At 36.9% G+C, this 23,014-nt stretch carries 20 protein-coding genes; 12 read left to right on the top strand and 8 right to left on the bottom strand.

Annotated features, from left to right (window positions below):
- Positions 1-175: 175 nt before the first annotated feature.
- Positions 176-2,680: a heavy metal translocating P-type ATPase gene (locus tag OZP13_RS04320; RefSeq protein ID WP_281298781.1), complete on the bottom strand. Its 2,505-nt coding sequence runs from the start codon at positions 2,678-2,680 to the stop codon at positions 176-178.
- Between the two features lie 310 nt (positions 2,681-2,990).
- Positions 2,991-3,557, bottom strand: coding sequence for a helix-turn-helix domain-containing protein (locus OZP13_RS04315; protein ID WP_269242577.1), 567 nt, complete (start codon positions 3,555-3,557; stop codon positions 2,991-2,993).
- A 652-nt stretch (positions 3,558-4,209) separates the two neighbouring features.
- Here OZP13_RS04315 and OZP13_RS18730 point away from each other — a divergent pair.
- Positions 4,210-4,326 carry a hypothetical protein gene (locus OZP13_RS18730; protein ID WP_432419468.1) on the top strand — a complete coding sequence of 39 codons (117 nt, stop codon included), beginning with the start codon at positions 4,210-4,212 and terminating at the stop codon, positions 4,324-4,326.
- Positions 4,327-4,701: 375 nt separating this feature from the next.
- The gene (locus tag OZP13_RS04310) at positions 4,702-5,283 is read left to right on the top strand and encodes a hypothetical protein (protein ID WP_269242576.1); all 582 of its coding nucleotides are present in this window, start codon (positions 4,702-4,704) and stop codon (positions 5,281-5,283) included.
- A 258-nt stretch (positions 5,284-5,541) separates the two neighbouring features.
- Here the strand turns inward: OZP13_RS04310 and OZP13_RS04305 are convergent, their stop codons facing one another.
- A complete protein-coding gene (locus OZP13_RS04305; protein WP_281298780.1) occupies positions 5,542-6,381 on the bottom strand; it encodes an alpha/beta fold hydrolase in 840 nt (279 codons plus the stop codon).
- 246 nt (positions 6,382-6,627) lie between these two features.
- Between OZP13_RS04305 and OZP13_RS04300 the strand changes: the two genes are divergently transcribed.
- The gene (locus OZP13_RS04300) at positions 6,628-7,953 is read left to right on the top strand and encodes a rhamnogalacturonidase (protein ID WP_281298779.1); all 1,326 of its coding nucleotides are present in this window, start codon (positions 6,628-6,630) and stop codon (positions 7,951-7,953) included.
- Positions 7,954-8,267: 314 nt separating this feature from the next.
- Here the strand turns inward: OZP13_RS04300 and OZP13_RS04295 are convergent, their stop codons facing one another.
- From OZP13_RS04295 to OZP13_RS04285, 3 genes are read right to left on the bottom strand one after another with little or no spacing between them, the layout of a single operon-like run.
- Positions 8,268-9,728, bottom strand: coding sequence for an aminoacyl-histidine dipeptidase (locus OZP13_RS04295; RefSeq protein ID WP_281298778.1), 1,461 nt, complete (start codon positions 9,726-9,728; stop codon positions 8,268-8,270).
- 7 nt (positions 9,729-9,735) lie between these two features.
- Positions 9,736-10,029 carry a type II toxin-antitoxin system RelE/ParE family toxin gene (locus OZP13_RS04290; RefSeq protein WP_269242570.1) on the bottom strand — a complete coding sequence of 98 codons (294 nt, stop codon included), beginning with the start codon at positions 10,027-10,029 and terminating at the stop codon, positions 9,736-9,738.
- Positions 10,026-10,238 carry a hypothetical protein gene (locus OZP13_RS04285; RefSeq protein WP_269242569.1) on the bottom strand — a complete coding sequence of 71 codons (213 nt, stop codon included), beginning with the start codon at positions 10,236-10,238 and terminating at the stop codon, positions 10,026-10,028. Before OZP13_RS04285 ends, OZP13_RS04290 begins: the two co-directional genes overlap by 4 nt.
- An 84-nt stretch (positions 10,239-10,322) precedes the next feature.
- Here OZP13_RS04285 and OZP13_RS04280 point away from each other — a divergent pair, with 84 nt between their 5' ends.
- The 5 genes from OZP13_RS04280 (at position 10,323) to OZP13_RS04260 (ending at position 13,647) form a co-directional block, all read left to right on the top strand.
- Positions 10,323-11,384, top strand: a complete 1,062-nt coding sequence (locus OZP13_RS04280) for a DUF3810 domain-containing protein (protein WP_281298777.1) — start codon at positions 10,323-10,325, stop codon at positions 11,382-11,384.
- Positions 11,385-11,456: 72 nt separating this feature from the next.
- Positions 11,457-11,906: a hypothetical protein gene (locus OZP13_RS04275; RefSeq protein ID WP_269242567.1), complete on the top strand. Its 450-nt coding sequence runs from the start codon at positions 11,457-11,459 to the stop codon at positions 11,904-11,906.
- A 3-nt stretch (positions 11,907-11,909) separates the two neighbouring features.
- Positions 11,910-12,353 carry a hypothetical protein gene (locus OZP13_RS04270; RefSeq protein WP_269242566.1) on the top strand — a complete coding sequence of 148 codons (444 nt, stop codon included), beginning with the start codon at positions 11,910-11,912 and terminating at the stop codon, positions 12,351-12,353.
- Positions 12,354-12,529: 176 nt separating this feature from the next.
- Positions 12,530-13,024, top strand: coding sequence for an RNA polymerase sigma factor (locus OZP13_RS04265; protein WP_281298776.1), 495 nt, complete (start codon positions 12,530-12,532; stop codon positions 13,022-13,024).
- A gap of 5 nt (positions 13,025-13,029) precedes the next feature.
- The gene (locus OZP13_RS04260) at positions 13,030-13,647 is read left to right on the top strand and encodes a DUF8845 family protein (RefSeq protein WP_281298775.1); all 618 of its coding nucleotides are present in this window, start codon (positions 13,030-13,032) and stop codon (positions 13,645-13,647) included.
- Between the two features lie 34 nt (positions 13,648-13,681).
- On the opposite strand, the gene OZP13_RS04255 is transcribed toward OZP13_RS04260, so the two are convergent.
- The gene (locus OZP13_RS04255; protein ID WP_269242563.1) at positions 13,682-14,485 is read right to left on the bottom strand and encodes a lysophospholipid acyltransferase family protein; all 804 of its coding nucleotides are present in this window, start codon (positions 14,483-14,485) and stop codon (positions 13,682-13,684) included.
- A gap of 50 nt (positions 14,486-14,535) precedes the next feature.
- Positions 14,536-15,174: an NUDIX hydrolase gene (locus OZP13_RS04250; RefSeq protein WP_269242562.1), complete on the bottom strand. Its 639-nt coding sequence runs from the start codon at positions 15,172-15,174 to the stop codon at positions 14,536-14,538.
- A 116-nt stretch (positions 15,175-15,290) separates the two neighbouring features.
- Between OZP13_RS04250 and OZP13_RS04245 the strand changes: the two genes are divergently transcribed.
- From OZP13_RS04245 to OZP13_RS04230, 4 genes are all read left to right on the top strand, one after another.
- Positions 15,291-15,734 (top strand): DUF4268 domain-containing protein, encoded by a 444-nt coding sequence (locus OZP13_RS04245; RefSeq protein ID WP_269242561.1) that lies wholly within the window; start codon positions 15,291-15,293, stop codon positions 15,732-15,734.
- 65 nt (positions 15,735-15,799) lie between these two features.
- A complete protein-coding gene (locus OZP13_RS04240) occupies positions 15,800-19,054 on the top strand; it encodes a tetratricopeptide repeat protein (RefSeq protein WP_281298774.1) in 3,255 nt (1,084 codons plus the stop codon).
- Positions 19,029-20,963 carry a DUF3857 domain-containing protein gene (locus OZP13_RS04235; protein WP_281298773.1) on the top strand — a complete coding sequence of 645 codons (1,935 nt, stop codon included), beginning with the start codon at positions 19,029-19,031 and terminating at the stop codon, positions 20,961-20,963. The genes OZP13_RS04240 and OZP13_RS04235 overlap by 26 nt, the downstream gene beginning before the upstream one ends.
- Complete coding sequence (locus tag OZP13_RS04230; protein WP_281298772.1) at positions 20,963-22,933, top strand: DUF3857 domain-containing protein; 1,971 nt, start codon at positions 20,963-20,965, stop codon at positions 22,931-22,933. The genes OZP13_RS04235 and OZP13_RS04230 overlap by 1 nt, the downstream gene beginning before the upstream one ends.
- Positions 22,934-23,014: the final 81 nt, after the last annotated feature.

Raw genomic sequence — 23,014 nt, 5'->3', positions numbered from 1 at the left:
TTTTCAAGTTAAAATATTCAGGTCCATTTTATTCTTGACAATTGTCACGCTGGAACGTCTTAATAGTCTTGCTATTGTTTTTGGAGACGCTTCCAGAATGACAAATAGACAATGCTCGGGCTGTGTTGGAGACACTTAAAGCAAATGCAATGCTTTGGTGCAATAAAACCCGCAATTACATTTTAAAACTCCTCAATCGCAACGAATTCACGATTACGGAAACCGAGCTAAAACTCATCGCGGCAGCAGCAATCATCGGCGACAGCAACAATCCAAAAACGGGATACAAGATTCCCGAAGCCACCGAAATTCCCAAAACATTGTAGATGAACGCAAAAAACAAGTTCTGTTTGATGTTGTTCATTACTGCGTGGCTCAGGTTTTTGGCTTTCACGATGCCTTGCAAATCGCCTTTTACCAAGGTTATTTTGGCACTTTCAATCGCCACGTCCGTTCCGGTTCCCATCGCGATTCCGATGTCGGCTTGTGCCAATGCTGGAGCGTCATTGATTCCGTCGCCGGCCATAGCCACGATTTTCCCTTCGGCTTGCAGGCGTTTGATTTCCCTGAGCTTGTCTTCGGGCAAACAATTGGCGATAAAACGGCTCAAATGCAGTTCGTCGGCGACCGCTTTTGCGGTATTTTCGTTATCTCCCGTCAACATGATCACTTCCATTCCCTGACGCATCAATTCTTTGACAGCCTCGGCACTTGTGGCTTTTATTTTATCGGAAATGGAAACAAAACCTACGGCAATGCCATCAACGGCAATATAGGAAACCGTTTTTCCCAGTTTTTGTTCGGCAATGATCTTGGTTTCCAAATCTTCGGAAACAGTTGAATTCACTTGCTCCATCAACTTCTTGTTTCCCAAAGCCACTTTCTTGTTGGACACCGTTCCAATGACGCCTTTGCCGGAAACGGCTTCGAAATCCTTCACTTCCATCAAAGAAATAGTTGCTGCTTTGGCATAATTCACCACGGCTTGTGCCAAAGGATGTTCGCTGTATTGGTTCAAGGAAGCAATGTTTTGCAACAAATCCGCTTCTTCATTATTCGATGAAAATACTTTTTCTACCGATGGTTTTCCTTCCGTAATCGTTCCGGTTTTATCGGTAATCAAGACGTTTACTTTGTTCATGTTTTCCAAAGCTTCGGCATTTTTGATCAAGACTCCCGATTGTGCGCCCTTGCCTACTCCAACCATAACGGACATTGGCGTGGCCAATCCCAAAGCACACGGACAAGCAATAATCAAAACTGCCACGGCATTAATGAAACCGTAAACCATGGCGGGTTCTGGTCCAAAATTCGCCCAAACAATAAAGGTAACTATTGCAATTCCCACCACGGTTGGCACGAAATATTTGGCAATGCTGTCGGCCAGTTTCTGGATGGGTGCCCTCGAACGACTGGCATCATTGACCATTTGCACAATTTGCGAAAGCAGGGTTTCCGAACCCACTTTTTCGGCCAGCATCAGGAAGGATTTGTTGCCGTTTATCGTTCCTGCAATCACGGCATCGCCAATCTTTTTATCAACAGGAATGGGTTCACCCGAAATCATCGATTCGTCTATGGTGCTTTCGCCATCGGTTATTTTGCCGTCGACGGGGATTTTTTCTCCGGGTTTTACGCGCAAAAAATCGCCTTTCTTGATGTCGTGAATCGAAATGACTTTGTCTTTTCCATCAACGACCAAAGTGGCTTGGGTTGGAGCGAGTTTCAGTAGTTCCTTGATGGCTTTGTTGGTTTGTCCGTGGGCTTTGGCTTCCATCAATTGTCCCAACAAAACCAAGGTCAATATCACCACCGAAGCTTCAAAATAAAGTGAAACCGTGCCGTGATGCTTGAATTCTTCGGGGAAATAATCGGGAAACAACAATCCCGCCACACTAAACAGAAAAGCAACACCGGTTCCTATTCCGATGAGCGTAAACATGTTGAGATTCCAGGTCAGGATGGATTTCCAAGCCCTGACAAAGAACATCCAACCCGCATAAAAAACTACCGGAAGTGCCAAAATAAATTGCACCCAATTCCATTTTTGGGTTTCCATGATTTGCAACAACGGATTGTTGTGCAGCATTTCCATCATCGAAATAATAAAAACAGGAATGGTGAACAGCAAGGCTATTTTCATTTTTTGCAACAAGTCTTTGTAGGCCCCGTTTTCTTCCTCGTCCACGGCTTGCATTGGAACCAAATCCATTCCGCAAATGGGGCAATCTCCGGGTTTGTCTTGCACGACTTCGGGATGCATCGGGCAAGTGTAGCTCGTTTTGGCAGCAATCAATTCGGGAGCTTTAACCAAATCCATTCCGCAAACGGGGCAACCCACTTGCTCGTCATAGACTTTGTCGCCTTCGCAAAACATCGGGCAATAGTATTTTCCAGCAGCACTTTTGGGCAAATCGACAGGCTTCATTTCGCTGGGCGTTGGCGTGGCATAAATGGAATTTTCATTGGGTTCACCGCTTTCGCCAATGATATAATTTCCTGCCGAATACAATGCTTTTTGGAGTTTGAATACGGAAACCGGTTTTTCAGAAGTAATCGTCGCCATGGGCGGATCCAATGAAACCGTGGCCTCCACTCCCTCTATTTCGTTCAGGGCTTTTTCTGCCTTGGTTCTACAGCCGTTGCAGGACATCCCGGTAATGGTATAAGTATGTGTCATTTGATTGAATGTTTGAATTTACAGTACAAATATCCGAAGGAAACTGTTTGTAGTTGTTGTACAATTTTGGGAAAGTTTTGCATCATTTATAAATTAAACTGTTCAACATAAATCTTTTTCTTTTTTAAACACATAGAAACATAGCTATTGTTGGTCTCAATGAGTCGTTTCACTTCATTTTAGAGAACATAGTCGAAGTAAAATCTATCCTTGGTTTTACTTCAACCATGATTTACTATCTCTAAGTGAAACGTCTTGGTTTATCAACACAATCTATGTTTCTATGCGTTTAAAAAACTAAATTAACAGGTTAATCAATTAAATCATCGATTTGCTTTCGCTTGACTTCCTTCAATTTCTTGAAATGGCTGGGCGTGAAACCCGTTACTTTCTTGAACTGGTTGCTCAGGTGCGCCACATTGCTGTAATTGAGTTGAATGGCAATTTCGCTCAAGGTCAGTTCGTTGTATAGCAACAATTCTTTTGCTCTTTCAATTTTTTGGGCAATGAAATAATGCTCGATCGTGACGCCTTCGGTTTCAGAGAAAAGGTTGCTCAAAGTACTGTAATCCTGCATTAAATCCTCGGCCAAATAAGTCGATAAATTGATTTTCAGTTTCTCGTTTTGATAATGCACCAAATCAATTATCAAGTTCTTGATGCGTTCGATGGTCTTGCTGATTTTATCGTCCAACAGTTCGAATCCAAGGGCATTCAGGTTTTTTGCCAAGATTTGCTTTTCGCTTTCCTCCAAGTTTCCGGCCAGTTCCACTTCGCCCAATTGGATTGAAAGCACTGGAATTTGCAGTTGTTCCAATGTTGCCCTCACAGCCATTTCGCAACGGGCACAAACCATGTTTTTGATGTAAAGCTTCATTGAGGTGTTTGAATTTGAGGGTATAAAATTAGTGAATTTTGTTGAAGGGATTTAGTGTAGTTTCAGGGCATTCGCTTTTAAAAAAGAAAAAAAGTTAGCCACGACCCAAGTCCCGATAATTATCGGGACGAATAGGCGAAGCAATTACACTAATTGCTACACGGCATTCGCTTTTAAAAAGCATAATTCTCTTTAACCACAAATTACACAAATTTTAAAAATTTTGCTACAGATTTTCACCGCTTTTTTGGTTTTCAAACATTGTTGCCCTAAAATATTTTCAAGAATAAGCAACAGCTCGCTCCACTGGCCCTTTATTCAACAAAATTACTATTCCCTATCAACTGTTCACTCCTAACGGAGCTATTTTTGTCCCATCGGGATATGCTGTTTGTAGCAAATGGGAATCTCCAAAAACAAGCTCCAGAGCAGCGACCTTTCAGTAGGTGTCCTAAAGAGGATGCCCAAAATTTCATTTCTGTTTTTATCAAACCACCCTAAAAAACAAATAATCGATACCCCTTTTTTTAAACCTATTCCCTATTCTTTTGTTTTGAAAAACCAGCAAATAAGGCAAGATATCCCTTAGAAGCTTAAAATTAGCAGTCCGAAGCATCCATCAGGCAGTCCGAAGACTGTTTCAGGCCTTCAGATGACTGTTTCAAGTGCTCAGATGACCGTTTTAGGCTCTCAGATAACTGTTTCAGGCTCTCAGATGACCGTTTCAGGCTCTCAGATGACCGTTTCAGGGCATTATTTAAGCTTCTGAGCACCTCTAGCGTTCTTTTTTGACCATTTTGCCTCTTTCGGACAGCAAATGATTCTTTTTTAAAAACCAGTATGCTTTTTTTAATACGGAATTGAAAATGAATTTTACCAAAGCAGTTGTTTCTTATCATGGAATGCGCAAACCGCAAGGACTATTTTGCGTATCTGGGCGGGATGAAACTATTGTAAGAAAGATTGCCTGTTATTTGAGATTATTTTATATATTTGAGAAATAATAAAGCGATACAAAACTTTCGCCTATACACCCAAATTGGGTGTATATACGAAGGTTTGTAGCGTGTATATACAAGTTATGCGTCAGTTTACAACCAAGAGTGCCTAAAAGAAACAGAAAATCACAAACTTTAAAATAAAAATGTTATTAAGTTTTAAGGAACAAATTATTGAAGATTTTCTAATTCCTTCATTTATCTTAAATGAGGGTGAAATTATTATTATTGAAATTCCAAACGGTGTAGAATTTCAAAAAATTTCATTAAGATTAATTGAACTTTTAACCGAAATATGTTCAGAAATTAAGTATGTAGAACATTTTAAAGAAAATTCATTTTTAAATAAATTGTTTCCAACAACAATTGGTCAATATTTAAAAAGATGTGACGAAAATTCAACTTACAAGAATAAAATTTATGAGATTGAATGGATGAAACCTGAAATCAAAATTAATTCTATTGCAGTCAGTTACAGAAGATTGTTATCATTGTACAAAACATTGACTTTTACAAAAAACATAATAATAGATTTACTTGGTGTCGATCCTATTGGCGGAATTGAAATTTATAAAATACTCAAGCAAAACCAAAAAGAAAATGGGAGTACGATTTTATTTGATTCTTGCAATGAATTTGAAAAAGATTGCACAAATTTCATTAGAGCAAAATATATAGGAACTGACGAAAGATATAAAGATTATAACAAAATAATGGCGGATAAATAAAAAACCGAACGCATAACAGCTACTACAATGGATTTGGGCAATAGGCTTAATGGAAAGTTGGTTTTGTATTTGGGATGATTTGCTTCGCCTATTCGTCCCGATAATTATCGGGACTCGGGTGGTAAATCCCATCACGCAGATTTAATTTGAGTGAATCCTAAACCGCTATACATACAAAAGCCCTGATAATCTCAATTATCAGGGCTTTTTTTAATCCAAACCACAGGGATAATTAGCTAACTCTCTTTTGCTTTTCTTTCAACTCCTTGACATTACATCACAAAAATCCACCAAGAAATTGCGCAACAATTTGTTGAATTTGGCAGGTTCTTCAAGATTGGACACATGACCCGCATTATTGATAACGTGAAGCACGGATCCTTTGATATTTTTATTCATGAACTTGGATTCGTCCAATGGCGTTACGGTATCTTCCTTGCCACAAATAATCAAGGTAGGAATGGTAATTCTATTAGTAATCGAGCAGGTTTCTGAACGCTCGGCAAGTGCGACTATTCCCTGGCAAATAATATGTTGGGAATTAGAAAACACGACACTTCGCAATTGCTGGACCAATTCGGGTTTGTTGTTTATGGAATCTTCGTGGAAAACATTTTTCAGGAATCCTTCGTTAAAATTGGCAACACCATATTCTTTGATATCCTCAATAGTTTGATAGCGTTTTACCTTGACCTCGTGCGAGTCGGCAATACATTGGGTATCACATAAAATCAATGCCTTGAAGCGGCTTGGAAATCTTTTCACGGCATTAAGCGCTATATAACCGCCCATGGACAATCCGCAAATAATGACTTTATCGAGCCCCAACTTGACAATAAACAGTATCAAATCATTGGCAAACAAGTCCATTCCAAGATGCGATTCCTCGTCCGTTGATTTTCCAAATCCCCTAATGTCACAGGCAATTACACGATTCGTGGTTTTTAAATAATTCAATTGCTCCTGCCACATCGTTTTGTCGAAAGGAAAACCGTGCAAAAAAACAATTGGAACGTCCCCTTCTCCAACATCATCATAAGATAAATCAAGGTTGTTTACGTTGACCGTTAAATTATAACCTTGGGTTGGCTTTTTCATCTTATTATATTTTAAATTCTTTGTAATACCTATTAAAACTCTTGCAAAGTTAGTTCTTGAATAGCCTGAATACATTACACAATTTGGAAAGAGAATTACACAATTCACTGTTTCATGGATTCTACTCGGAAAAATCACCGATAAAATTCCAAAAGCGGTATCCACAGGATAGTTTATCTGAAAGCATTATCTATTTTTGGTATTAAACTTGATAAGTACCAATTGGAATTTTTAAACCCACATTTTATGAAAAATAAAGTTATCCTCCTTTTTTCTCTTTTTATGCTGCTGCAAAATAGTGTGGCACAAACCAACAAAAACATTTTCCCCGATGGAACGCCTATACCCAACTGGTTTCTTGATGCTTCGAAAATAGCCTTGAAAAGTTTGGGCAAACAATATGTCATCACCGATTTTGGTGCCAAAAAAAACAGCACTGCGATCCAAACCATTGCCATCCAAAAAACCATTGACCAAGCAGCCAAAAATGGTGGCGGTGTCGTGGTCATTCCCAAAGGAACATTCTTCAGCGGAGCATTGTTCTTTAAACCAAAAACCCATCTTTATGTGTCGGAAGGTGCCATCCTGAAAGGGTCGAACAATATTGCCGATTATACAAAACAAGCCTCCCGAATGGAAGGCCAGAACCTGGATTATTTTGTGGCATTGGTCAATGCTTATGGCGTGGACGGTTTTAGCATCAGCGGAAAAGGAACCATTGACGGCAACGGACTCAAATATTGGGAAGCCTTTTGGGAACGCCGAAAAGAGAATCCTAAATGTACCAACCTGGAAGTATCGCGTCCGCGTTTGGTTTTTATCTGGAACTCGAACAACGTACAATTGCAGGATGTTAAACTGCACAATGCCGGTTTTTGGACGAGCCATTATTACAAATGCAACAACGTAAAAATTATCGACCTGCATATTTATTCTCCTTACAAACCCGTTAAGGCTCCAAGTACTGACGCCATTGACATTGATGCCTGTTCCAATGTCTTGATAAAAGGCTGTTATATGTCAGTAAACGACGATGCCATTGCGCTTAAAGGAGGCAAAGGACCATGGGCCGACAAAGATCCGTTGAATGGAGAAAACACCAATATTCTTATCGAAAACTGTGAATTTGGATTTTGCCACGCGGCATTGACTTCCGGAAGTGAAGCCATCCACAACAAAAACATTTTAATGAGAAACTGTATTGTAAACGAAGCAACTCGTTTGTTATGGCTTAAAATGCGTCCCGACACCCCACAAAAATACGAATACATCACGCTGGAAAACATCAAGGGACAAGCCCACAGTTTAATATATGTAAAACCTTGGACGCAGTTTTTTGACATGCAAGACCGCAAAGACACTCCTGTTTCTTATTCGGAAAATATCACGTTGAAAAATATCGACCTGAAATGTGACGTGTTTTTTGACATCGCCATCAACCAATATGTCAAGCTAAAGAATTTCACGTTCGAAAACCTGAATGTGGAAACCAAAAATGCCGCCATCGACAAAAGTATCGTCAACGGATTTACCTTGAAAAACGTAAAAGTGAACAATGCCTTGGTGGAATAATGGCAAGTAAAACTTTTAAAAATCAATTTTTATAAAAATATTCTTTACATTTACTAAAGTAAAAAACAGAAAATTAATCTTTAAAAATACATACCATGGCTAAAAGTCAAGACGCAAAGAAAACCGTAAAAAAAGAACCTCTCAAAACTGCCAAAGAAAAGAAAGAGGAGAAAAGAGAAAAGAAAAACAGTCCGAAAAGGGACTAAAATTAGTGTTCAGTGTTCAGTTTATAGTGTTCAGTTTTCGTTTGATACTGAACACTATTTTTTTGTGCAATCATTTTATTCTGAACACTATAAACTGAACACTGAACACTACTTCACTGGGATGTTCTTCAAGATTTCCAAGACAAAATTCCAGAATTTTTGGGAAGATTTTATAGAAGCTCTTTCGTCTGGCGAATGGGCTCCTTGAATCGTTGGTCCAAAAGAAATCATGTCCACATCGGGATAATTCGTTCCCAGAATTCCACATTCCAAACCGGCGTGACAAGCCACCACTTTAGGTTTTTCGTTGTTTTGTTTTTCATAAACATTGACCAAAACATCCAAGATTTCGGATTTCACGTTGGGTTTCCAACCCGGATAAGAACCCGAGAAATCCACTTCGCAACCGCATAATTCGAAGGCTGAACGCAAGGCATTCGCCAAATCAAACTTGGAGCTTTCAACCGAAGAACGCGTCAAGCATCCAATGGAAATTTTACCATCCTTAAAGATTACCCTGGCAATATTGTTGGAAGTTTCCACCAAATCCTCCATATCGGCCGACATTCTGTAAACACCATTGTGGGCGGTATAAATCGAGCGAAGAATTCCTTCCTGCACACCCACATCCATTACTTTTTTAGGCAAATCGCTTTTCACGATTTCGATAGTCAAGTTCGGGTCGGTAGTTTTATATTCGGATTTGATGTCCCTGATAATTTCCTGCATATCAAAAACATAAGCTTCGTCATACATTCCTGCAATAATAACTTTGGCCACACTTTCTCTCGGAATCGCATTGCGCAAACTACCTCCGTTGATTTCAGAAACTATCAAACCATAATTTTCGAAACCATCAAACAACAAACGGTTCATTATTTTGTTGGCATTCCCCAAACCTTTGTGAATGTCCATACCGGAATGTCCACCTTTCAGGCCTTTCACGGTAATCGTGTATCCCACAGAACCTTCTAGAGGTTCCTCTTCTTCATAACTTCGGATTGCCGTGACATCGATTCCTCCAGCGCAACCAATGTCGATTTCGTCATCTTCTTCGGTATCCATATTCAACAAGATTTCGCCTTTCAGGATTCCTCCTTTCAGGTTCAAAGCACCCGTCATTCCGGTTTCTTCATCGATGGTAAACAGGGCTTCGATTGCTGGATGTGCGATGTCTTTACTTTCCAAAATTGCCATAATCATGGCTACTCCAAGACCGTTATCTGCACCCAACGTAGTTCCGCGAGCACGAACCCAATCGCCATCAACATACATATCTATTCCTTGGGTATCAAAATCAAAATTGGTGTCGGCATTTTTTTGATGCACCATGTCCAAATGCCCTTGCAGGACAATGACTTTACGATTTTCCATTCCAACAGTCGCTGGTTTGCGGATAATCACGTTTCGGATTTCGTCTTCAAAGGTTTCTAATCCCAACGAATTTCCGAAGTTTTTCATGAATTCGATGACGCGATCTTCTTTTTTGGATGGACGGGGAACGGCATTCAAATCGGCAAATTTATTCCAAAGTGCTTTGGGTTCCAGATTTCTAATTTCTTTGCTCATTATGTATTTATTTTGGATATTTTTTAGGGTTCAAATAGGTATTAAAAACAGACATTATATAAATGGTTTTAAGATTTTCATCTATATAATAAAGAATAATAAAAGGAAATTTACGAATGGGGAAACCGTGATAATCTTTGTATCTAATTTGAAAGAATGGACTTTTAGACACCGTTTCTATATGCTCTTCGACAACTTGGTAAAAATAGTTGCCTAATCCACTCTGTTTGGAATCATAATAATCAATGGCTTCTTGTATATCAAGGATGGCTCTTGGTTCAATTACAACTTTATAAATCATTTTCCAGATTTAAAACGCAATTGTTTTTTCGCCTCATTCCAAGGAATAAAATCATCGGCTTTTGAAGTTGCTCTTCTTTCGTCCAACAAGTTTTTCATTTCATCCGTTACGGAAAATTCATTAATTACGGTCTCGTAATTAAACTTTTCTATCAATTTCATAAAGAAACTCAATTCGTTGTCCGGAATATTTAATGTGATTTGTGTCATTGTCCCTTTTATTGAAAAACAAATTTACAAAAAAAGAAAGCGTACAACTATTTAAATTGTTATTTTTATGCCAAAAGTATAAGCGTGAAAAGAAAATACATTCTCCCCCTATTCCTCCTATTTCAAATACTATTCCTGAAAATAATTGCCTTTTTTCCTGAAGTGGTAGAACAATATTACAGCAATGGTTTGTATGTTTTCATTTCGAAAATTTCTCGGATAACTTTGGGAAAAATCCCTTTTTCGATTGGTGATGTTCTTTACGGGATTCTTATATTATATCTTCTGAAATCGATTTGGAAAGCCAGAAAAACTTGGAAACTGCAATGGAAAAACAATGTCCTGCAAATTCTGGGCGTTCTCTCGGTGGCGTATTTTTTGTTTCATTTTTTATGGGCGATGAATTATTACCGCCAACCTCTTTTCGAAAAAATGAAAATCGAAAGAGACTACACCGATGCCGATTTATTGGATTTCACCAAAAAACTAATTGCCAAAACCAACGAAATTCAATCCCAAATCACCAAAAACGACAGCTTGAAAGTGGTTTTCCCCTACTCGAACGAACAAGTTTTCGAGATGAATTTGAATGGGTATAAAACACTTTCCAGTCAATACGTTTTCTTTGAATACACGAATCCCAGCATCAAGAAATCGCTTTTTAGTTTGCCGCTGACGTATATGGGTTTTGGCGGCTATTTGAATCCGTTTACCAATGAAGCACAGGTGAATTATTTGATGCCGATGTATAATTCCCCGACGACTTCTTGTCACGAAATGGCACACCAAATGGGTTTTGCCAGCGAAAGCGAATGCAATTTCATAGGGTTTCTGGCTTCGGTCAAGAACGAGAATCCATACTTTCAATATTCGGGATATAGTTTCGCCTTGCGTTATTGTTTGGGCAATTGGTATGCCCGTGACGAAAAAGTGTATGACCAATTGTTGAAAACCATTCATCCCGGAATTTTGAAAAATTATCAGGAAAGCGAGGATTTCTGGAGACAATACGACACATTTATCGACAAAGGTTTCCATATTTTTTACGATAATTTTCTGAAAATGAACCAGCAAAAAGACGGAATGGAAGGTTACAGCAAGTTCGTAAATTTGATGGTGAATTATTATATGGGAAAAGATCTTTAGGTTTAAGCAATGTTAAAATGATTTGTATAATTCAAATATAGTGCTACTTTTGTATAACAATTTAATAAAAACATGGAAACAAGCGTTTTAACTATAGGTAAACAAATTTGCGAAGTAATCACTCACGATAAAATAATTACACCTAAAATTTCTGAACAAGAAAGAGTTAATCGTTTATTAGATACCATAAATTTAACCCGTTTAAAAATAACTAAAATGACATCCAAATTAACCAATTTGGATGAATTATTCACAAAACTATCTTGGCTTAATATAACAAATTCAGAAGAAGAAATTCTAATTAAAAAAGTTATTATTCAAGCGAAAAAACATCATTCTAATTCTCTAAAAAATTACATCCTTCTTAAAAACACACTTTCGAAAGATGGAATTTGTAAAATCGAAATAGTTAATTATAAAAATGCTATAGATGATTTTGAAGACACTGTTTTGGAAATAGAGCAAATCTTTTTTAATTTAAGAAAAGATGATGAGTTTAATTCCCTTTTAAACTCTATCTAATCATTGATGCAAATATTTTTTACTCAAGAATTTATTGATGAAGTAACCTTAATATCAAAATCGAATTCTCATAACGATTGCGAATTAAGTTTGATTGATAACATCTTCAATAAAAATATTGATGAAATAAAAAATACAGGTACAAAAAGACTTGGTGGGGATCCAAATAAAAATCCTTTTTTAAGAAAAAGAATTGAAACTTCAAATTCAGGAAAAAGTAGCGGTTATAGACTATATCTTTGGATTTTTTATTTTGAAAACAATGTCTATCTTTTATTTATTCATCCAAAAACTGGAAGAAGATCAGGAACCAATTTAACTACTGAAAAACAAAAAGAGTTAGTTAAAACTTTTAAAGAAAATAGAGATAATAACACTTTTATTAAAACCGAATTGAGTAAACAAAACAAAATTGTAAACTCCGCCTCTCAAGAAGAAATTTTCTAAAAACAATCCTAAATTTTGTAACTATTTTCAGAACACTAAAAATTGTCGTCTAGTCCCAATAGCATATGAAAATCCTTTTTCATAACGACTGCTTTTTGGAAAATCCAAAAATTTATGCCTACAATTAAAAACACTTTATTTGTAACAAAATACACTTTTTGCCCACTTATAGTATTATGAGCGACGATTTAGAACAATCTTTTGTACAGCAATTGAAGACCAATCAGAATATAATCCACAAGATTTGTAGGTTATACACGAATGGCGAAGACGCGCACAAAGATTTGTTCCAGGAAATCACGATCCAGCTTTGGAAAGCTTTTCCGAAGTTTCGTGGCGACAGCAAATTTTCGACTTGGGCGTATCGCGTGGCCTTGAACACGGCGATTACTTTATACCGAAAAAGCACGAAAACAGTCAAGACGGTGGATTATGAAAATCATCAGTTTTTTATCAGCCAGGAGGATTATAATTATGAAGAAGAAGAACGATTGAAGTTAATGTACAAAGCAGTTTATCAGTTGAACGATATTGAAAAAGCCTTGATTTTTATGTATCTTGAAGACAAAGATTATGCGGAAATATCGGAAACTTTAGGAATTAGCGAAGTGAATGCAAGGGTAAAAATGAATCGAATTAAGGGGAAATTAAAAAAAATACTAAATCCGTAAGATATATGAAAGAGCTGGATTTATTAAAAAAAGATTGGCAAAAAAATGACACTTTCGAACAGGTTTCGGAAGTGGATATTTACAAGATGTTGCATACCAAATCGTCTTCGATCGTGAAATGGATATTGATTGTGAGCATTTTGGAATTTGTGGTATTAAATGGGGTTTCATTATTACTCAATGATCCTAAATATGATGCTTTTATGCGTTTGCATCCATTTTTAAACTTTTTAGAAAAGTTTAATTATGCTGTAATCATAGTATTTATCTATTTGTTCTATAGAAATTTCAAATCAATTTCAGTATTAAATTCTTCAAAAACACTCATAAAACATATCCTAAAAACTAGAAAAATTGTGACTTACTACATTTATTGGAATATTTTCATAGGTGGTATTACAGTAGCATTAAGTGGAATAGAAAGTTTTAATGAAGGCTATAATTCAAGTAGCAGGCAATTAGAGAATAACGGCAATACTGGTTTAGAAGCAAATTGCATTACTATAATTGTTGTCGCATTATTAATTATGGGTGGAATTTGGCTATTTTACAAATTACTATACGGTAGATTTCTTAGTAAACTCAAAGAAAATTATATTGAATTAAAGAAAATAGATTTATAATAAAATAGTTCGCCGCGGCGAACTATTTTATTTTTTAGAATTCTCTCAGTCGGTTGAGTTCTTCTTGTGCTTTGAGTTCTTCGGCTGGAATTACTTTCAGGAATGACGGATGTTGCTCGATGGCATATTCCACTTTTTCGACAATCTCTTCGATAGTATCGTTTTCATAATCGATTTCCAATGGAGGCTTGATAATGAAAGATTGCAGGATATCCTTCTTTTTCATGCGCAATCCCTTTTTGTCAAACGAGCGTCGAAAGCCGTCAATCACAATCGGAACAACAATAGGCTTGTACTGTTTGATGATGTGCGCCGTTCCTTTTCGAACCGGTTTGAATGATTTTGTTGTTCCTTGCGGAAAAGTAATAACCCAACCGTCCTTCAGGGCTATTTTAATATTTTCGGTATCATTGGGATTTATCTCTCTTTTTTCGGTAACATCTTTGCCACAAGAGCGCCAAGTTCTTTCGACGGTAATGGCTCCGGCATAAGACAAAACTCTGGGCAACAAACCGGCTTTCATCGTTTCTTTGGCAGCGACATAATAGATATTCATTTTGGGTTGCCAAATGTATCCAATATTTTTTATGGAATCCTCACGCCCGCTCAAACTGGCGTTAAAAACGTGAAACATCGCCACCACATCGGCAAAATAGGTTTGATGATTGGATATAAAAAGCACGTTCGTGTCAGGCAAGGTCGTGATAATTTCGGAACCTTCGATCTGCAAACTATTAAAACCTCTGTAACGTCTGTGTGTTAAACACGCAAAAACCCGAATTAAATTCTTTTTTATAAATAGGATGTGTCCAAACGGATTTCTTTTAAATAATCCCATAAAATTATCTGTTTTATAAAATTGGATTGCAAACTTACGAAAATAATAATTTAAAGAACTTTTTTCAGTACTTCTTTCAATTCACTCAACATCATCGCAGTAGCTCCCCAAACAATGTGTTCTTTTATTTTGAAAGCAGGCACCGAGATATTTTCTGCATAGGAAGTGGAGATATTCACGCTTACAAGAATCTCGTTACCCAAAAAAACAGAAAGCGGCAATTCAATGATATCGGCAACTTCATCTGAATCGGGAGTAAAGACAATTTCTTCTTTGCAAATTCCCAAAAAAGGATACACCATAAAATTGCTCGGCTGAATATACAAACGCGTGAAAGCCTTCATTATCTCTATACTATCCGGAGAAACACCTATTTCTTCATGAGTTTCCCGCAAAGCCGTATTTTCGAATACCTGGTCTCTTGGTTCATATTTTCCGCCGGGAAAAGCGATTTGGGCAGAATGAACGCCTTGGTAGGAATTTCGAACAATCAGCACTAAATGAGTCACACCATTTTTAGGATAAAACAACATCATCACGGCCGCAGTTTTTGGATTTTTAGTCTCGATTTTCAAGTTTTTCATGCTCTCGATTCGCTCCAAAGGTGCCATTTTGAAATGCGCTTCTTCTGCTGGAAGACTGACATCCATTAATTTTGGAACATATTCTAAAAAGTCTTGAAAATCCATAATCAAAGTCTATTTTTGTAATCCAAAAAGGTTTTGTAAATATACCTAATTTCGATGGCAATGACAATTGAAATTGAAATTTCAACAAACAACAAACCATAAACAACAAACCATAAATGTACAGCAAAGAAGAGGCACAACGATTAAAAAGGGAATTCTGGATAGAATTTGCCGAAAAACATCCTCGAAAATGGATTTTATACGATACAAAAATCAAGGATTTCTCCTTTAAGTTTTATGTCGACAACAAAAAAGCGCAAGTCTTGATCGATATCGAACATCGTAGTGACGAAAAACGTATCGTCTATTTCGAAAAACTGGAATCTTTAAAAACGGTATTGGAAGATGATTTTGTAAAAGACTTGGTGTTTGAAAAAAACTTCGTACTGGAAAATGGCAAAAAAATTAGTCGCGTTTGGGTAGAAAAAACGGGAATTAGCGTCAGTAACAGAAAGTATTGGGACGAAATTTTCGACTTCTTTTTCGAAAAAATGCACGCATTGGAAATGTTCTATTTTGAATACGGAGACTACATTCGGGACTTGGAAATTAATACTTAAAATTTTATTAAAATCCTTACAAACATTCGGTAAAAATTCTATATTTGATAAAATTAAATTCAAAAATGAAGAAACTACTTTTTGTGCTTTTTATTGGCTATTTTTCCAATTCCTATTCCCAAACCGATTACTCTTTTGTATACAACAACGACTTGATTCTGAAAAAAGGGGTTTCCCTTTATGAAGAAAAAAAATATGCCGATGCCATAAAAGAGTACGAAAAAATCATCAAAGTCGATCCTAAATACCTGGATGTCCAGTATGAAAAGGCGATGGCACTTGCCGCTTTGGAAAAAAAAGACGAATTGAAAGCCTTTTTTGAAGATTTACATGCTAAAAATTTAATGCCGGAATTCCCGACCTTGTACACCCTTTACGGCAGTTTTTTGAGCGACCAAAAAGAGTACGACCAATCCGAAAAAATATTCAGCGAAGGCGAAAAATACCTGCCCAACTCTTCCAATTTTTTATACAATTTTGCCATTTTGTATATCCGAAAAGAGGAATCCCAAAAAGCGGTCGATTTGTTGGAACGAATCATCACCAACGACCCCAATCACGGTTCTTCCCATTATTTGCTGGGAGCAATCGCACTCGACAACGGCAAAATAGCTGAAGCAACCTTGGCCATGATGAGTTATTTGATTATTGCCCCAAATGGTCGATATGCCGAAAAAGCCATCCAGAATTTGAATGCAAAATATGGACAAAACTATTTAGGGAAAAACAAAATTATTTTCTCGAAATCTGGAGATAATTTTGAAGAAATAGAAGTTATTCTTAGAAACCAATTGCCCTTGAAATCAGCCTATAAGGTCAAATCAGAAATCGATGACGTCATCATCCGCCAAATCCAGGCTGTTGCCGAATATGCATTGGAACATAAAATGGGAGACGGTTTTTTTGAAACCCTATATATTCCCTGGATTAAAGACATGATGGAAAAGCAACGATTTGAAGCCTACTCCTATTATATTTTGCAATCAATGGAAGAAAAAATTGGCAAGAAACTAACTTCCAAAAAGAAATTAATGATTGATTTCAGCGATAATTATGTCCTTGGTGATTTTTGGAACTATTTCGGAAAAAGAAAAATGGATATTTTTGGTACCCAACAAGAAGTAATCGTGACCATAAAAAACCAAGTACCCTACTTGATTGGCCCGCAAATTGACGGAAAAAGTGAAGGCAGATACAAATACCTGGATGGGGATGGAAATCTTGCCGGCGACCTGAACTTCAAGAACAACGAACTGGATGGCTATCAAAAATATTTTGACAACAAAGGAACTTTGATTGAAGAGAAATCCTTTAAAAACGGAAAAGTGGACGGAACCAGAACTGCTTATTATTCGAATGGATTGAAAAGCGTGGTCGAAAATTATACCGATGGCGTATTAAACGGACTGGGAACTTCTTACTATGTAAATGGAGGAAAACAATGCGAAGTCAACTTTGCAAAAGGGGAAAGGGAAGGAAAATTAACCTGTCTATATCCAAATGGCAGCCTAAAATCAGAATCCAATTATGTAAACGGAAAATTGAACGGCCTCTATACCAAATATAATGAAGTGGGCGACATAACGGAAACCTACACTTGCATTAACGACTTGATCGACGGCAAATACATGGAATATTATGACGGTAAATTAGTGAGCTCGGAAGCCAATTATGCCGACGGAAAAATCAAAGATTTCTATAAAACATACTATAGCAACGGTACCTTGGAAAAAGAAAGCACTTATGAAGGCGGAAAAATAAAAAAATCGGTTTCTTACTTTCCAAACGGAAAAAAATCTTCGGAATCTTTATACAATGACAAAGAAGAACTGGAAACCTACAACTATTTTGACAGCAATGGCAACAAGTATTTTGAAGAAAAATACAAATCGGGAGAACTAAAATCGGCGGTTCAATATGCCAAAAACAATCCGAAACCAATCGAAATCAGTTTGTCCAGCAAACCTTTTGTCATGAAAGATTTTGACGGAAACCCATTGGCCGCGGGAAATTTCGAAAAAGGAAAGAAAACCGGAGAATGGAATCATCATTTTATATCGGGAGCCAAAAGACTGCAAGAATTTTATACCCAAGGAAACCAAAATGGATTAAGCCATGATTACAACAAAAATGGATCGATAAATGCCATAAGAAACTATTCGAATGATTCCCTAAATGGCCTTTATGAGGTTTATGAAAATGGAAGATTAGACCGGAATTATTCTTATGAAAAAGGGAGCCAAAATGGACCTTACAAAACATTTTACACAAACGGTACTTTGAAATCAGAAGGCTTTCTTGTAAATGGTGGCACGAATTTTGAAAAAATTTATTATTGGCAAAACGGGACAATTTCCAAAAAAGAGCAGTACATCGAAGACGTGATGACTTTCTCTGAAAGGTATGATTCAAAAGGGGAAAAATACAATAGCATCGATTGCAAAAACAAAACGGGCAAGTTCACGATGAGCTATAATAATGGGGCAACAACCGTGGCCAATGAATTGGTAAATGGCGAATTGAACGGAAAATTATTGGAAAAAGACAAATTCAATAATCCAATAACGGAAACAGAATTCAGCAATGGACAAAGACACAATGGCTATAAAGAGTATGGCCCATTGGGAACGATTTTCAGGGAAAGTACTTTTTATGCAGGAAAAATGAATGGTCTGGACAAGATTTATGATATTGTGGGCAATTTGAGATACGTCAACGAAAATACTTTTGGTGATGAAAACGGAAAATTAACCCGATTTTATCATAACAAATCGAAGATGCAGGAATGCAATCAGTTAAACGGGTCAATCGAAGGGGATTACACCTATTTTAACCAAAAAGGAGAACCCCTTTTAATCGTTGGTTACCAAGACAACATCATAAAATATTACATCAAGAAAAACAAAACTGGTGAACTGAACGAAAAAGTGGAAATAATTGGCCAAACGGCTGAAATCGCCTCTACTTATCCTAACGGAAAAACAGCCATCCAAATGAATATCGTAAAAGGAAACTTCGAGGGAAAATTAACCATCAACAATGAATTGGGCAAACCTGAATATGAATCCAAGAGCACCAATAATTTATTAAATGGAGAGCGTGTGGAATATTATGCAAATGGCAACGTTTACAAGAAAGAACGCTTCGTAAACGGTAATTTTGAAGGCCTTCAAGAATACTTCAAGGAAGACGGAAAACCTTGGTTGACTGCCGAATACAAAAACGACGAGTTGCACGGCAACGTACTGATTTACAATGATGGGAAATTAACAACAACAAAAAAATATGATTCGGATGAATTGGTCGAAATTATCAAATAAACACTTATATATATTGGCTTTTTACGGGATTTTTGCTTTTACCGGCAATGCCCAAAATTCCCTTGATGCCTACAAAAAACAATATCCCGATTTTAATGAATTAGTCTTAAATGACTCCCAATCTTATGATATTTCTATTGAAGACAACAAGCTAAAAGTTGTTCAGGACAATCAATTTGAATCCATCATTCTAACGGATAATGGGATTGTTGGCAATAAAGAATCCTTCAGTTATTCGGAATTGGTCAAACTATTGGGCTATGATGCCTATTCAGTAGTCACCGCCAATGGCAAAGAAAAAAAGATCAAGGTTACCCAAACCAACGAAATACAGTCTGGTCAAAGTTCGGTATTTTATGATGACGTTAAAGAACGCCAACTCCTTTTTCCAAATCTGGAAGCCGGAGCCAAAAAAGTGTATAACTATCAAGTGGAATTTTTGGATCCTTTTTTACTGCACAAATTTATTTTTGGCGGCGGATTGCCCATCAAAAACTCCATATTGGAAATAAAAACGGACAAGAACATCAACATTGGATATAAAATCTTCAATGATCCAACCAATGCCATTGTATTTTCAAGAACAGAAAAAAAAGGAAAATGGATTTACAAATGGACTTTAAAAGATGCAAAACCCGTGAAAATGGAAGGCAATTCACCTGGTTATTTGTATATAATTCCGCACATCAATATTTACATCAAGGATTATACGGTCAACAATAAAAAGGTGGATGTTTTAGGAGACATCGACAAGTTGTACAACTACTACAGAGGTTTTACAAAAAACTTGAACCAAACCGAAGACCCAACATTAAAAGCCATTACACTCAAAATAACAGAGAATTTAACCAATGACGACGACAAGGTAAAAAGTATTTTCTATTGGGTAAAAGACAATATCAAATACATCGCTTTCGAAAACGGATATGAAGGTTTTATTCCAAGAGAAGCGAGTTTAATTTGCGAAAGAAAATTTGGCGATTGCAAGGATATGGCCAGCATTATCACGGCTATGGCTAAATACGCCAATGTCAAAAACGTTTATATTTGTTGGATTGGAACACGCGAGATTCCTTATTCTTATGAAGAATTACCCACTCCGGCGGTTGACAACCACATGATTGCCGTTTATAAAAAAGGAGAAGAATACATCTTTCTGGATGCCACCGACAAGGAAACCCTTTATGGAATTCCAACCGCTTTCATTCAAGCAAAAGAAGCGATGTATAATGATGGAGAAACCTATAAGATCATCCCGGTTCCAGTTGTTCCTGCCGAAAGAAATGAGGTAAAGGAGCAGGTAAAAATGAAGATTGACAAAGACAAATTGATAGGTTCAGGAAACGTGGAATACTATGGTTACAACAGAAGTCGCCTGTTATCCAGAATTGGAGATGCCACAAACAAAACCCGATTCGAAATGATTAAAGGTCTTGTATTGAAAGGCAACAACAAGTTTAATTTAAAAGATTACACCGAAGAAAACATCAAGGACCGGGACAAACCGTATCAAATAAGTTACAATTTTGATTTGGGCAATTATATCGTGAAAGTAGACAAGGAAATGTATGTCAATTTATTCTTGGACAAACCTTTGGAAAAAGTCATAATCGAAAAAGATCGTTCTTCGAAATTTGAGTTTGAACATTTGAATTACATCAACAGCCTGTATGAACTGGAAATTCCGCAGAATTGCACGGTAAAATACTTGCCGAAAAACTTCAGCATAGACAACGATTATATCAAAGCAGATTTTGTCTACGAGCAAAAAAACAATAAAATAATCTTACATTCGCAACTCAAACAAAAGAAATTATTGCTGGACAAACCAGACTTTGAACTTTGGAACAAGACCATAAAAGAACTGAAAAACAATTATACTGATACCCTAATTTTATTGGAAAAATAATGAAAAGAAATTCCCTAAAAACCATTTTTACCGTAGTTAGCCTCTTGTGTTCTTCCCTGTTTTTTGCACAGGAATACTCCTTTAAAAATTACGACTGGAACGAGAAAGAAACAAAAGTTGACATCCCAGTCCAATACAAAAACGAGAAAGAAGTAATCTTGGAGCGAACCACGAAAATAGAAATCGTGGTTTCGGGCAAAACTGCCAAACAGTATCATTTGTTGCACGAAAAAATCTTCATCAACTCGGATGATGCCATCGAGCGCAACAACAAAATTTATATTCCTTTCAGCCTTGACGAAAGTGTTTTGGTCAACAAAGCCAGGGTTATCCTGAAAAACGGCTCTGTCATTCATTTGGACAAAAAAGACATCAAGGAAGACGTGGACCAGGAAAAAGGAATGAAATACAACTATTTTGCCGTAAACGGACTCGAAAAAGGTGCCGTGATCGAAAAACTTTATGTATTGGAAGAAAATCCCGAATTCACGGGTCAAACCATCAAAATGCAGGATGAATATCCTATTGGCAGTTTGAATTTTGAATTGATTTACCCCAGTTATCTTGTTTTCAAAACCAAATCCTACAACGGTTTAAGCGAGCCTGTACTTGATGACAAAAAGATTCCAAACACGGCAATTCTTGCCGTAACGGAAAAGAATATTCCCGCTTTGGATAACGACGAAAACTATTCGAACTGGAATTTGCAATTGAAATTATTCCGCTATAAACTGGATGAAAACCTGATGAATGGCGGTAGAAATCTAAACAACTTCAAGGAATTTTCGACCAATTTGTACGAAAGACTCAACCCGGAATTGGACAAGAAAGTGCAAAAGACTTTGGATGATTTTTGCAAAACCATTCCAAAATCAAACGATTTGCAAGAGCAAATTTGGAACATCGAAAACAAAATCAAGAAAACCATAAACTACGACAGGTATATCGACACCAAGGAAACCGTGGCCAATGTCATTGAAACCAAACAAGCCAATCAAACCGATATCTTGAAAATATATTTGGCTGTTTTCAAGAACTTCAATATCGAAAACAACATGGTTTTCACTTCAAATCGATACAAAATCCCTTTTGACAAAGATTTTGAAAGTTTCGAAAACCTGAACGAATTATTGTTCTATTTCCCAAGCATCAAAAAATACTTGACACCAACAGAAATCGAGTATCGCATTCCTTTATTCCCAATGACAATAGCCAACAACAACGGTTTGTTCATCAAGGAAAAAACATTCGCGGGAGTGAAAATGGGCATTGGAGAAATTAATTTTATCGAAATCCCGGGCAATGACATTTCGCACGACATCATGAACATTACGGTTGATTTCACCAACGATGTCGAAAATCCCTTGATTACGAGCAACCTGACTTTTGGAGGTTATTCGGGTTTAAATTTTCAACCGATCAAGGATTTTGCTTCGGCAGAACAATACAAAGCCTTTTTGAAAAATGTGGCCGAAAACTACACCGTGGAAACAGAATACAAAACCTTGACCACGGAAAATGACGGAACCGATTTTATTGGCAAAAAACCTTTCGTTTTGAATGTTACCTATGAAGGCAAAGACCTGACTAAAAAAGCAGGAGAAAACTATTTATTCTCTGTGGGAGAAACCATAGGCAAACAAATGGAGTTCTACCAAGAAAACAAAAGAACATTGCCGGTAGAGATTGATTATCCTCATTTTTACACTCGAAACATCAAAATTTTGTTGCCAAAAGGAGCGACGGTTAAAAACCTGGACAAATTTGTAATGGATTTTAAAACACAAATTAACGGCAAAACCGAAGCGGCTTTCATTAGCAAATACACCCAAAAAGGCGATGAAATCTTGGTGGAAAACACCGAATTTTACAACATCATCAACTATCCTTTAAACAAGTTTGACGATTACAAAGCCGTAATCAACGCCGCTGCCGATTTCAATAAAATCGTGATTATCGTGACGAAATAAGCTGGAATTTAACTAACAATTTTGTCATTTCGACGAAGGAGAAATCACATAACGAGAGCAACAATCGAGAGCAACTGATGT

This window comes from Flavobacterium limnophilum (genome assembly GCF_027111315.2).
Taxonomy (GTDB): Bacteria; Bacteroidota; Bacteroidia; order Flavobacteriales; family Flavobacteriaceae; genus Flavobacterium; species Flavobacterium limnophilum.
The sequence above is the reverse complement of the archived record's forward strand: the minus strand, read 5'-3'. Positions and strand labels throughout refer to the sequence as shown.